Source organism: candidate division WOR-3 bacterium, assembly GCA_039804025.1.
Taxonomy (GTDB): Bacteria; Hydrothermota; Hydrothermia; order Hydrothermales; family JAJRUZ01; genus JBCNVI01.
In genome coordinates this window covers 1-13,448 of record JBDRZP010000026.1, presented here as the reverse complement: position 1 = coordinate 13,448, position 13,448 = coordinate 1, and the positions used below count along the sequence as shown (strand labels likewise).

The window sequence follows — 13,448 nt, the reverse complement described above, 5'->3', positions numbered from 1 at the left end:
TTATGGAAATCAGAAAATATATTGAAGCAACCCTTCTAAGACCTGAAAAAACATGGAAAGAATACAAAGAATTTATTGAAAAATCTATAGAAATTGGAGTGTTTGGAATTTGTGTACCTCCTACAAGGGTTATTCAGGCAAAGGAAATTTTAAAAAATACCAATTTAAAGTTAATCTCAGTTTGTGATTTTCCCTTTGGGTATGGAAATAGTGATATAAAAAAAGGGGAAACAGAAAAGCTTTTTGAAAAAGGCTGTGATGAGGTCGATATGGTAATGAATATACAGAAGTTCAAAGATGGGAATTACGAAGATGTGAGAAGGGAAATAGAAGAGGTAGTAAAGGTTGCTTCAGGGAAACCTATAAAAGTTATTATAGAGTGTGGTCTTTTAACACCAGAGGAAATTTCACTTGCAACAAAAATTGTCTGTGAATCAGGGGCAAATTTTGTTAAAACTTCGACAGGTTTTCTTTCAAGGGGTGTAAAACTTTCTGATATAAGAATAATTAAAAAATCTTTAAAAAATGATGTAAAGATAAAGGCATCAGGAGGAATAAGAACTTATGGGTTTGCAAAAACTTTAATAGAAATGGGTGTTGAGAGAATCGGAACATCAGATCCCTTTAATATTATAAAGGAGGGAAAAGAATGAAGATTGTAATAACAAAAAAGGAATCAACAATAAGATTTTTTACCGAGCCACTCCTTTCACCCTTGACCTGTTTCTGGCTTGGAAAAAGAATAAGAGATTTTGAAGATAGGTCAGGTTATAAGGTTTTTTATGTTAAAGGTCCTATTCCGGAAAGTTTCAAGGGATTCTGGGGTACAAAAATTATAGATACTGAAGGAAAATCTGAAGAGGAATCAGCAGAGATAATAATTGAAACCCTTAAGAGTATTTTGCAAAAAGAAAGAAAGGATGAATAAGGAGGAAATTAAAAAAAGAATATTAGAATTAAGAAAAGAAATTAACTATCATAATTACAGGTATTATGTTTTAAATGATCCTGTTATTTCTGATGAAGAATATGATAAATTATTCAGGGAACTTTTAGAATTGGAAGAGAAATACCCTGAGTTTCAATCACCTGATTCACCAACAAGACGTATAGGTGAAAAGCCACAGGAGGAATTCAAACCTTTTAATCATAAAGAGTCAATGTTTTCCCTTCAAGATGCAAGAAATGAGGAGGAACTACTTGAATTTGATGAAAGGATAAAGAGGTTTTTACACTTACCTATGGATAAAGATATAGAATATATGGCAGAGCCAAAAATTGATGGGCTCTCCTTAGAAATTGTTTATGAAAAGGGGGTATTTAAAGCTTCTGGAACAAGGGGTGATGGTTCAGTTGGAGAGGATGTGACTTTGAATGTAAAAACAATAAAAGAAGTTCCTCTATATTTAATTGAAAATGAAAATTTTAAAATTCCTGACAGGATAGATGTAAGGGGTGAAGTTTATATGCTCATAGAAGATTTTAAAAAGTTAAATGAGGAAAATCTAAAAAAAGGTGAAAAAACTTTTGCAAATCCAAGGAATGCTGCTTCGGGGTCACTGAGACAGCTTGACCCAAAAATAACAGCCCAGAGAAAACTCAAATTTTTTGCCTGGGGAGTAGGTTATTTTGAAGGAATAAAGTTTGAGACACAGGAGGAGGTATTAAATGCTCTTAAAAAATTCGGTCTCCCAGTAAATCCCTTGATTAAGAAGTGTAAAAATATTAGGGAAGTAATTGATTACTATAACAGAATGAAGGAAGAAAGAGACAGTTTACCCTATGAGATTGATGGAATTGTTGTAAAGGTAAACTCTATAAGAATGCAGGAGGAACTGGGTTTTACAATAAGGTCACCAAGGTGGGCAATTGCCGGGAAGTTTCCTGCAAAGGAAGTTACAACAAAAATAAAGGAGGTTATATTCCAGGTGGGGAGAACGGGAATAATAACACCAGTTGCTGTTTTTGATCCCACACCGGTTGGGGGGGTTGTTGTTCAGAGGGCAACTCTTCATAATTTTGATGAAATAAAAAGAATGGATGTTAGAATTGGGGATTATGTTTTTTTGAGAAGAGCAGGTGATGTAATTCCTGAAGTTGTGAAAGTTGTGAAGGAGAGAAGGACAGGGGAGGAAAGGGAAATATTGCCACCTGATAAATGTCCTGTTTGTAAGGGAAGTGTTATGAAGGAAGGTGCCTATTTAAAATGTATTTCAATTGATTGTCCCGAAAGATTGAAAGGTTCTCTTAAACATTTTGTAAGTAAGAAAGCAATGGATATAGAAGGCATAGGTACAAAACTCATAGATCAGCTGGTTGATAGAAAAATGGTTAAAAGTATAGCCGATATTTATTATCTCAAATACAGTGACTGGATTAGGTTAGAGAGAATGGCTGATAAGTCAGTAAAGAATATAATGGAAGCGATCGAGAAGAGTAAAAAAACAACTCTTGAGAGGTTCATTTATGCTCTTGGAATACCTTTGATTGGTGAAAGGGGAGCGCAACTTCTTGCAAGAAGATTTGGTTCAATTGAAAGATTGAAAAATGCAAAATATATTGAACTTAGAAGCATACCTGAAATAGGACCTGAAATGGCAGAATCAATTGTTTCTTTTTTCAGAAATGAAAAAAATATTGAAACTATAAATAAATTACTTAATGCAGGGATAACCTTTGAGGAAAAGAAATTAAAGAAGGGGTTTTTTAGTGGAAAAACAGTTGTGTTTACCGGGGCACTCAAGAATTTTACAAGGGAAGAGGCGTCAAAACTTGTGGAAGAACAAGGTGGAAGGGTTTCAAATACTGTTTCAAGGAGCACGGATTTTGTAATTGTTGGGGAAGACCCAGGTTCAAAATACAGAAAAGCTCTTGAATATAAGATTCCTATACTTAATGAGGAACAATTTTTGGAAAAATTGAAGGAATCATATGAATGAAATTATAAAAAGGCTTATAGAGGCCTTTAATGAATTGCCGGGAATAGGAGAAAAATCTGCAGAGAGAATAGTTTTTTATCTTCTTGATAAGCCTGAGGAGAGGCTTTCTTATTTCATAGAGAGATTTAAAGAGTTGAAGGAGAAAATAAAAATATGCTCTATGTGTAATAATTTTGATGAAGAGGACCCATGTAAAATATGCAGAGATGAAAGAAGGGAAAATGTTTTGATGATAGTGCCAACTCCTAAGGAAGTCTGGACCTTTGAAAAAACAGGAGAGTTTAATGGTAGATATTTTGTCCTCGGTGGACTTATTTCTCCTCTTGAAAACATATATCCTGAGGATTTAAAATTAAATTCACTTTTTAAAATTTTAAAGGAGAAAAAAGTGGAGGAAATAATTTTTGCTTTTCCACCTTTACCTGAAGGTGAAGTCACAATCTATTTTTTAATTGATAAACTTAAAGGTTATAATTTTAAAATGACAAAATTTCGTTCAGGAATTCCACTTGGAATAACCTTTGATTATCTTGATAATTATACTTTAAGAGAAGTTTTAAAAAACAGGGAGGTGATAGAACTTAAATGAGTGAATATAAATATATTGAGGAAAGCTTTAAGAAAGTAGAGACAATTTTGAAAAAATTAAAAGAAACTTCAAATTCAAATGCTGTTTTACTTATTGATAAAGCAGGACAATTAATTACCTCTATAGGTGATATAAGTGGTTTTGATTTAGTTTCTTTTGCTACTCTCTCAGCTGCTGATTTTGGTGCAACAAGTCAGCTGGCAGAACTGATAGGGGAAAAAAGTTTTTCTTCCCTTTACCATCAGGGTGAAAAAAACTCCCTATTTATTTCTCTTGTAGCAAATAGAGTTATTCTTGCCGTTCTTTTTGATTCCAAGACAACACTTGGACTTGTAAAAGTTAGAACCAAACATGCTTCTGAAGAACTGGAAAAAGTTCTCGATGAACTATTTGAGAAACTTAAGGTGGCACCTACAAAGGAAGTTTTTGATAAAAGTTTTATAAAAGAAGCAGAAGAAGAACTTGATAAACTTTTTGGACCTTAAGGAAAAGAGATGGCTCTTATAAATTATGCTGCAAGAGAAATTAATGTTAAAATAGTGTATTATGGACCTGGGCTTTCCGGGAAGACGACAAATATAAAATACATATATGAAAAGCTTTCCCCTGATCTTAAAGGGCAATTAGTTTCTGTTGCAACAGAACAGGAAAGAACTTTGTTTTTTGATTTTCTTCCTATAGATCTTGGAAATGTTAGAGGATTTAAAACAAGATTTCATCTATATACAGTTCCAGGACAGGTTTTTTATAATGCTTCAAGGAAGCTTATTTTAAAGGGTGTTGATGGTATAGTTTTTGTGGCAGATTCTCAGATAGAAAGGATGGATGAAAATATTGAAAGTTTTGAAAATATGATAGAGAATCTTGAGACCTATGGGTTAAAATTAGAGGATATACCCTATGTAATTCAGTATAACAAAAGAGATTTACCAAATGCTGCTTCAATAGAAGAACTTCAAAAGAATTTAAATAAAGATAGTGTTCCCTATTATGAAGCAGTCGCAACTATCGGAAAGGGTGTTTTTGAAACTTTAAAAGAAATAGCGAAGATGGTTATAAGGCACTTATCAAGTAAAACCCCTGCGTGAATTTTAAAATTTCCTGTATTACAACAGGAAGCGAAATTTTAAGAGGTTTTAGAGTCGATTCAGATTTTTATTATCTTGCAAAAAAGCTTGGGGAAATAGGAAGAGAAATTAGTTTTCATTTGACTGTTCCTGATTCAAAAGAGGAAATAAAAGAAGCTCTTTCTATTTGTTTAAAAAAGAGTGATATAGTTTTTATAATAGGTGGTCTTGGTCCAACTGTAGATGACTTGACAAGAGAAAGTATTTCTGAATTTGTAGAAATTCCCCTTGTTTTTAATGAGGATATTTTTAGAGAACTAAAAAAGAGGGAAGAAAGTTTATCTGAAAAGGAACACAGAAAGTATGGTCTTTTTCCTCAAGGCGCTAAGTTATATATAAATGAAGTAGGTTTAGCTCATGCTTTTCTTGTAGAAAAAGATGGGAAAAAAATATTTGCTTTACCAGGTCCAAAAAATGAATTTGAGTATACTCTGAATAAAATTTTGAAAGATTTTGAAGTTGATGAAAGTTATTTGGTTTTGTATTTTGATTTACCTTTTAAAAAAGAGATAGAGATTCAGGATAGATTAAAGGATAAACTTGATTTAAATTTTCTTTTTTTCCTTCCCTATACAGGTGGTGTTGTCCTTGGAATTAAAGGAATAAAAGAGGAAGTTTTAAAATTTAAAGAAATTATTAAGGATGAATTTAAAGAGGAAATTTCTTCAGAAGGTCCTTTGTTGCTCGAAGAGGTGGTCGGTAAATTATTAAAAGAAAAAGGTAAAACTTTGAGTGTAGCAGAAAGTTGTACAGGTGGTCTTTTAGCTTCGAGGATTACAGATGTGCCTGGAAGTTCAGAATATTTTATAGGGGGGGTGGTTGCTTATTCAAATGAAATAAAGAAAAAAATTTTGAAGGTAAAAGAAGAAGATCTTTTAAAATTTGGTGCTGTTTCTGAACCTGTTGTAAGGGATATGGCAAAGAATGTAAGAGAAATTTTTGGTTCAGATTTTGGACTTTCTATTTCAGGTATAGCAGGACCTACAGGGGGAACAAAAGAAAAACCAGTGGGGACAGTTTATTTTTCAATTTCCTATGAAAAGGAGACTTTAGTTTTTAAAAATTTATTTAAAGGAACAAGGGTGGAAATTAAATTTCAGAGTTCTCATTTTATATTGAATGAGTTGAGAAAATTGCTTTTAAAAGTTTAATATTTTATATATAAAGCATAAAGAAAAATGAAAAGAATAAAAAGAATCGGTGAAATGCTTATAGATGCTGGAGTTATAAATGAAGAACAGTTAAAGAAAGCTCTTGAGATGCAGAAAAAAAATGGTAAAAGGCTTGGTTCTATTTTACTTGAGTTAGGATATGCTTCAGAGGATGATATTTTAAAAGTTTTAGCAGAGCAATACGGAAATATACCTGTAGCAAAAGCTAAACATTTTGAGAACATTCCAGAAGAGGTTATAAAACTTATTCCACCTCATGTTGTTGCAAGATACGATATTATACCACTTGCCAAAAAAGGGAATAAGTTATTTCTTGCAATGGCCAATCCAGATGATCATTTTGCAATTGAAGATGTCAGGTTTTTAACAAAGCTTGAAATTGTTCCTCTTATTACCCTTGAAGATTACATTAAAGATGCAATTAAAAAATATTATAAGGTTGAGGATATGATGGATCAGATAGTTAAGATTGAAAGTGAAGATATGGGAATAGAGGTAATTAGTGGAGGATCCGGTATTGAAAAGAGAACAGGTTCTGGAGCAATAGAAGAATCGATTGATAATTTAACTGGCAAGGATCTTGATTTAAGTATAGAAGAAATTCTTGTAACTTCTGATGATGATAAAAGTTTGACTCATGATAAAATAGAGGATGAAGCAGAAGATATTACAGCCATAAAAGATGAAACATCACCTGTTGTTAAACTTGTAAATGCTATTCTTTTTGAAGGAATAAGAAGGAAAGCTTCTGATATACATATTGAACCCTACGAAAAAGATTTAAGGGTTAGATATAGGATTGACGGTGTACTTCAGGAGGTTTTAAAGAGGGATGTAAAATTAATAAGACCTATTGTGGCAAGAATAAAAGCAATGGCGAAAATGAAACTTGAGGAAAAGAGAAGACCACAGGATGGAAGAATAAGGCTAAAGTTAGGGGACAAGAGGATTGATGTTCGCGTTGCCACTGTTCCAACGGTTTATGGAGAAAAAGTTGCTATGAGAATTTTGGATAGATCTGCAATAGAATTAAATTTGGATGCTCTTGGATTTGAAGAAGAGTCTTTAAAAATTTTCAGGAAAGCACTTAAAAATCCCAATGGAATAATTCTTGTTACAGGACCCACTGGAAGTGGAAAAACAACAACCCTTTATTCTGCCCTTCAGGAGCTTAATTCAATAGAAGTTAATATTTCCACTGTGGAAGATCCTGTTGAGTTTACACTTCATGGTATAAATCAGGTTCAGGTAAAGGAAGAGGTAGGTATGACTTTTGCTGCTGGTTTAAAAGCTTTTTTAAGACAGGACCCTGATATAATAATGGTAGGAGAAATTCGTGATCTTGAAACAGCAGAAATCGCTATAAGGGCATCTTTAACAGGTCACCTTGTTTTATCCACTGTTCATACAAACACAGCTGCTGCAACTGTTACCCGTCTTGTAAATATGAATATTGAACCTTTCTTAATTGCCTCAACTCTTTTAGTTGTAGTTTCCCAGAGACTTATCAGAAAAATTTGTGAGAATTGCAAGGAGGAATATAAACCAGAGGAGCTAGTTTTAGTAGATTTATCTCCTGAAAATCCAGATAGATTAAGAGGGGCTAAATTTTACAGGGGAAAGGGTTGTGAAAAATGTTTTAAAACAGGATATAGAGGAAGAACTGGACTCTATGAAGTAATGCCAATAACCAGGAGGATAAGGGAACTTATATTAAAAAAGGCTCCTACCTTTGAAATTGAAAAAGCTGCAGTGGAGGAAGGAATGATTACACTAAGAGAGGCAGGAATAAGGAAAATTTTGAGAGGTATAACAACACCGGAAGAAGTTTTAAAAGAAACAAAAATTGAATAAATTATGGCTCTAAAAATTGGAGAACTTTTAATAAAACACGGTCTTATAACAAAGGAGCAACTTGAAGAGGCATTAAAAAAACAAAAAGAACTTGGTAAAAGGCTCGGTTCAACCCTTGTGGAACTTGGTTATATTACTGAAAAACAGCTTGTTGAGGTTCTTGCAAAACAGCTCGGTGTCCCTGCTATTGATCTTTCTGATATAAAAATTCCTGATGAAGTTTTAAAACTTTTGCCTCCTGATATCTGTTTTCAGTATGAGGTTCTTCCCCTTGCAAGAAAAGCAAATATTCTATTTCTCGCTATGGTTGATCCCTCAAATATTCAGGCTCTTGAGAATGTTAAATTTATAACAGGACTGGATGTAGAACCAGTTATTGCGGCAGAATCGGCTCTTAGAAGATCACTTGAAAAGTTTTTCTCGGGTTATAAAAAGGAAATAGCAAAGATAGAAGAATTGAAGAAAAAAGAAAAAGAAGAGGAACTCATAGGCCTTGATTTAGAAGATGTGGAAGTAGAGGATTATGAGGAAAATCTTGATGAAAAAGAGATTTTAAAGTTAAGTAAAGATACCCAGATAACGAAAATTGTTAATAAAATAATAAAAGATGCTGTTACAAAAAGAGCCTCTGATATTCATATTGAACCTTTTGAAAAGGTTTTAAGAGTTAGGTTGAGAATAGACGGAGTTTTGCAGGTTTATGCAGATCTCCCCCAGAGATTAAAAACAGGAGTTGTTTCAAGGATAAAGCTTATGTGCAGTCCTAATCTTGACATATCTGAAAGGAGAAAGCCACAAGATGGGAGAATTCAATTAAAATTAAAGGATGATAATGGTAATGAGAGAATGATTGATTTCCGTGTTTCAGTTGTTCCTACGGTTTTTGGTGAAAAGGTGGTAATGAGGATTCTTGATAAATCAGGGCTTAGTCTTGATCTAAAGGTGCTTGGTTTTGAGGAAGATGATCTTCAAAGATTTTTAAAAGCAATTCATTCACCTTATGGAATAATACTTGTAACAGGTCCTACAGGAAGTGGTAAAACAACAACTCTATATTCAGCTCTTTCTACCATTAATACCCCTGATAGACAAATTATAACGATAGAGGACCCTGTTGAATATAACATAGAAGGGATAAATCAGGTTCAGGTTAATAGGGAAGTTGATCTTGATTTTGCAAATGCTTTAAGGGCTTTTTTAAGACAATCTCCTGATGTTATTCTTGTGGGAGAGATAAGAGATTCAGAAACAGCTGAAATAGCAATAAGAGCTGCACTAACAGGTCATCTTGTTTTTTCAACAATACATACAAATGATGCTCCGACAACGATTGACAGGTTAGTTGATTTGGGTATTCAGCCTTATTTGATTAGTTCATCTGTGATATTAATTCAGGCTCAAAGACTTGTAAGGAGAATCTGTCAGAAATGTAAAAGGGAAGTTACTTATGATCCTGAACTTATAAAAGAACTTGGAATTCCAGAAAAAGAGATTCCAAATATGAAATTTTATAAAGGAGAAGGTTGTGAAGTCTGCAATAATACGGGTTATAAGGGAAGGATAGGTATATACGAGGTTATGACAATATCACCAAGAATAAGAGAGATGATTTTAAATCGTGCGACATCGGACCAGATAAGGGAGGTTGCAAGAGAAGAAGGTATGCATACTTTGAGGGAAGATGGAATAAGAAAAATTTTAAAGGGTATAACAACTCTTGAAGAAGTTTTGAGAGTTACAGCAGGAGGAGAAGAATAAAAATGGGTTCAAATCCTTTATTTTTATTAAAGAAGGGAATAAAAAATGGCTGAAAATGTACCCAAAAGAACTGAAATTAAAAAACCTGAAGTAATACCGGAGGCTGAAGAAAAAAAAACAAAAGTTCAAATGCTTTCTCTTTTACAGGAGATGGTTCAGAGAGGGGCAACCGACCTTCATATTTCTGCTGGTGCACCCCCTATGTTTAGAATTGATGGAGTACTTGTTCCTTCCTCTTATCCTCCTGTTACACCGGAGCAGGCACAGGCTCTTGCCTATTCAGTTATGAGAGATGAGCATAAGAAAAAATTTGAAGAAGAGTGGGAATGTGATTTTTCTTTTGGAATTTCAGGACTTTCAAGATTCAGGGCGAATGTATATAAGCAAAGAGGAACAGTTTCAATTGCTATAAGAACTATACCTTTCAGAATCAGAAGTTTTGAGGAACTTGGAATACCACCTGTTATTCCAGAACTTGCAACAAGACCAAAGGGACTTATTCTTGTAACAGGTCCAACAGGTTGTGGTAAATCAACAACCCTTGCAGCACTAATAGACAAAATTAATTCAGAAAGAAGATGTCATATAATTACGATTGAAGACCCTATAGAATATCTCTTTGCTAATAAAAAAGCTTTGATCTCACAGAGACAGGTTGAAAGTGATACGAAATCTTTTAAGGCTGCCTTAAAGTATGCTTTAAGACAGGATCCAGATGTTGTAATGATAGGAGAGATGAGAGATTATGAAACAATAGCTGCTGCATTAACTATTGCAGAAACAGGACACTTAACACTAGCTACACTTCATACTAATTCAGCTGTTGAATCTGTTAACAGGATTATTGATGTTTTTCCACCACATCAACAACAGCAGGTAAGAGCTCAGCTTGCCTTTGTTCTGCTCGGTGTTGTTACTCAGGCTCTTTTACCAAAAATTGGAGGTGGAAGAGTTCTTGCCTGTGAAGTTCTTGTGGCAACACCTGCAGTTAGAGCTTTAATAAGGGATAATAAATTACATCAGATTTACGGAGTAATTCAGGCTTCTCAGAAATTTGGAATGCAGACAATGAACCAGTCTATATTTAAACTTTATATGGAAAGAAAAATTACATTAGAGACAGCACTATCTTTTTCGCCCAACCCTGAAGAACTTGAACAGATGATAAAAGAAAAATTGCCTTCAATGAGATAAAGTTTTTTGGAGAAAGGACTTTTTGAATCATTACTCTACTCAGAATCTTTATTAAGACCCTATAAGATTATTTATGATATTGAAGATTTTGTTTATGAAGTTTTATCAGATGAATTAAAAAGTTTAATTAGCAATTTCAAAAGAGAATTTGATTCTCCTCTATTGATTTTTGATATAGAAAAAACTACAGATTATGATACCTTGAAGAGGTTTTATGATGAATACAAAAAGGAATTAAAGGGTATATGGAAAGAATTATTGGAATATCTTTTTTATAAAATTTCAAGAAAACTTTTTAATGGTAAGAGAAAATTTGGAACAAAATGGGATGAATTTTTAGAATTAAGCCAAAGTTTTGAACTCCTTGATATAACTTCCTTAAGTGAAATATTAACTAAGGAAGAACTTTCAATTAGTCTTTTTACGATATTCATTACCTTTATTATTTATGAATTGCAAAGATATGAAATTGTAGATAGGTTAAGTAATACAGAAAAAGAAATATGTAAAAAAATTGTAAAATGGAATCCGAGAGTTTTTAAATTATTTGAACCAGAAATTAATAAAAATGAAAAAGATGATAAAATTTTGGAAACAAGGAGAGAACTATTGAAATTTTTTGATGAAAAGATAAAGGAAATTAAAGATGACCTTGAAAAAGAAAATATATTTGAACTTTCAGATAAATTAAGCAGAGAATTTACAAAAATTCTTAGATTTACATCCATCACTTTAAAGGATAGGTTAAAAGATTTAAGTAAAAAAGAAAATCCTTTGCCTTTAATTCCCGAGAATCATATTTTCTATATTTTAAAATTTTTTAAAGCTTTTGAAAAATTAAATCTTGAATTTAAGGATGTTGAAAAAGATTTAAAACTTCTATTTGTTGAGGGGTATAAATTTTTTAAAGGAGAATCTTCTCCCTTTTTTGACAGATTTTTAGAAAGAAAAATTCTTGGAATAGATATTAATATAATAGAATTTTATTCTAAAAATGTCCATTTTGTAAAAGAAATTCTTCAAAAAATTTTTGAATTGAAACTTATGGAGAAAAAAATTTTAATAAGAACTCTTGAAAATCCTTATGAAGATGCTAAAAAAAGTGATTCTTTTGTTTATTTTTCTTTGATTCCAAAAGGAGCTTTTATAAAACTTAAAAATTTAAAAAGGATAAAAGTAAAAATTGAGGAACCTAAAAAATTTAAAGATTTTTTAAAAAAATATAAAAATGTAATTTCAGTTTTAGTATATGATATAAGGGGTTCAACATTTATGTCTCTGACTCTCTTTAACGCTGAAAGAGAACTATCACTAAAAAAGAAATTTCAGGAAATAATAAAAAACTCTATAATTTCTTATGGGGGATTTCCAGTTAAGGAAACAGGTGATGGAGGTATTGCCTTTTTTTCTGAAAACTCAGGAAAATTATATAAGGAAATTTTTGAGGAAAGTGTTTTGAGTGGACATAGAATGAGATTCCAAAAGGCTGTTTCAGAGCAGGTTCTCATTAAACCTGGTGAAAATTCAGGTGAAAGAGCTCTTTTATGTGCCCTTGAACTTCTTGAAAAATCAGAGGAATTTATAAGAAAAAATTATTCTGAATACAGGGGATTTTTCCCCGATGCTCTCGGTATAGATAAACCCTTGAAGAGCCTATTTAGACTCGGAATCGGAATTTTTTCCGGTAAACTGGAAAAGGATATTTATTTATCCTTTAATTCATATGGTGATTTTGATATTCAGGGACCAGTTCCAAACCTTGCTTCAATTCTCTCAGAGATAAGATTTCCCGAATTTTCAAGCATTCTTTTTGATGTTGGGACCTTAGCTAATATTCTTATTAATTCAAATATACTTGAAGTAGAGGAGGATATTAAAGAAATTGATTTAAAAGATTTACTTTTAAAGGGAAAAACTTTTAAAATAAAGAATAAAAATTTTTTAATAAGAAATCTGGGATATATTGATCTTGAAGAAGGAAATAAAGATAAAATTTTTAAGATGGAAGAAATCAAAGAAATTGATTTTTTAGAGGATTTTTTTGTAATTGGAAATAAAAAAGGGATTCTAATTTATGGCGGAAGAAGGTAAATTGAAAATTTTACTCCTTAATTTCCCTTATATTTTGAATTTTTTGTGGGATAAGAATAAAACAAAATTGATACTTAAAGAGATATTAAATTCTAATAAAAAAAGTTTTTTTCTTTATAAAAAAATTAAAGACAAATATGTTCTGATTGAGTGTATGAATTTAGATAAAAGTCTTCTGCCTGAAGAGATTGAATACAGGGATATACATTTTAAGGAAGTTCCCTATATTTCTTCTTTAATTTTTGAAGAGTTAAAAGATTCAATAATTTTTCCCTTTTTTAGTTACGACAAAACAATAGGTTTTATAGGAACAAGAGAAAAGGATTTGAAAGATGATGAAATTTTGTTTTTTTATTTCCTTTCACTTTTGTATGAATTAATTGATTTTCAGGAAAAAATTGAGGATCTTGTTACCAAGGATGATCTTACAGATTTAAGCAATTCAAAGTTTTTCCTTGTCTCTTTAAGAAAACTTTTAAGTGATAAAAGTAATTTTCCAGTTACAGTTATTTTTATGGACCTTGATAATTTTAAGGAGATAAACGATTTACACGGTCATTTTGTGGGTGGAAGGGTTTTGCAGAAGGTAGGAGAATTTTTAAAGAATTTTTTCATTTCAAGTGACTATTCTTATGCAATAATTTCAAGATATGGTGGTGATGAATTTTCTTTTATTTTTCCAAAAACTTCTCTTGAGGAGGGTCTTGTTATTGCTAATACTATT

The 13,448-nt window shown here is 32.0% G+C and carries 12 protein-coding genes; all 12 read left to right on the top strand.

Translation table 11 applies throughout. From position 1 onward, the window contains the following. Positions 1-2: 2 nt before the first annotated feature. Positions 3-653: a deoxyribose-phosphate aldolase gene (deoC, locus tag ABIN73_08660; protein ID MEO0269794.1), complete on the top strand. Its 651-nt coding sequence runs from the start codon at positions 3-5 to the stop codon at positions 651-653. After that, entirely contained in the window at positions 650-928 is a 279-nt protein-coding gene (locus ABIN73_08655; protein ID MEO0269793.1) for a hypothetical protein, read from the top strand. The genes deoC and ABIN73_08655 overlap by 4 nt, the downstream gene beginning before the upstream one ends. Continuing rightward, positions 921-2,939, top strand: a complete 2,019-nt coding sequence (gene ligA, locus ABIN73_08650) for an NAD-dependent DNA ligase LigA (GenBank protein ID MEO0269792.1) — start codon at positions 921-923, stop codon at positions 2,937-2,939. The genes ABIN73_08655 and ligA overlap by 8 nt, the downstream gene beginning before the upstream one ends. Further along, complete coding sequence (gene recR / locus ABIN73_08645) at positions 2,932-3,528, top strand: recombination mediator RecR (protein ID MEO0269791.1); 597 nt, start codon at positions 2,932-2,934, stop codon at positions 3,526-3,528. Before ligA ends, recR begins: the two co-directional genes overlap by 8 nt. Continuing rightward, a complete protein-coding gene (locus ABIN73_08640) occupies positions 3,525-4,013 on the top strand; it encodes a roadblock/LC7 domain-containing protein (protein ID MEO0269790.1) in 489 nt (162 codons plus the stop codon). Before recR ends, ABIN73_08640 begins: the two co-directional genes overlap by 4 nt. Positions 4,014-4,022: 9 nt before the next feature. Then, positions 4,023-4,616, top strand: coding sequence for an ADP-ribosylation factor-like protein (locus ABIN73_08635; GenBank protein ID MEO0269789.1), 594 nt, complete (start codon positions 4,023-4,025; stop codon positions 4,614-4,616). Further along, positions 4,613-5,806, top strand: coding sequence for a nicotinamide-nucleotide amidohydrolase family protein (locus tag ABIN73_08630; protein MEO0269788.1), 1,194 nt, complete (start codon positions 4,613-4,615; stop codon positions 5,804-5,806). Before ABIN73_08635 ends, ABIN73_08630 begins: the two co-directional genes overlap by 4 nt. A gap of 27 nt (positions 5,807-5,833) precedes the next feature. Next, positions 5,834-7,681, top strand: a complete 1,848-nt coding sequence (locus ABIN73_08625; GenBank protein MEO0269787.1) for an ATPase, T2SS/T4P/T4SS family — start codon at positions 5,834-5,836, stop codon at positions 7,679-7,681. A 3-nt stretch (positions 7,682-7,684) separates the two neighbouring features. Beyond that, on the top strand, positions 7,685-9,439 hold the full coding sequence (pilB, locus tag ABIN73_08620) for a type IV-A pilus assembly ATPase PilB (protein ID MEO0269786.1): 1,755 nt from the start codon (positions 7,685-7,687) through the stop codon (positions 9,437-9,439). A gap of 129 nt (positions 9,440-9,568) precedes the next feature. Next, the gene (locus tag ABIN73_08615) at positions 9,569-10,633 is read left to right on the top strand and encodes a type IV pilus twitching motility protein PilT (protein ID MEO0269785.1); all 1,065 of its coding nucleotides are present in this window, start codon (positions 9,569-9,571) and stop codon (positions 10,631-10,633) included. Between the two features lie 6 nt (positions 10,634-10,639). Then, a complete protein-coding gene (locus ABIN73_08610; protein ID MEO0269784.1) occupies positions 10,640-12,724 on the top strand; it encodes a hypothetical protein in 2,085 nt (694 codons plus the stop codon). A gap of 1 nt (position 12,725) precedes the next feature. Further along, positions 12,726-13,448: GGDEF domain-containing protein (locus ABIN73_08605; protein MEO0269783.1), on the top strand; the 723-nt coding region annotated here is incomplete at its 3' end.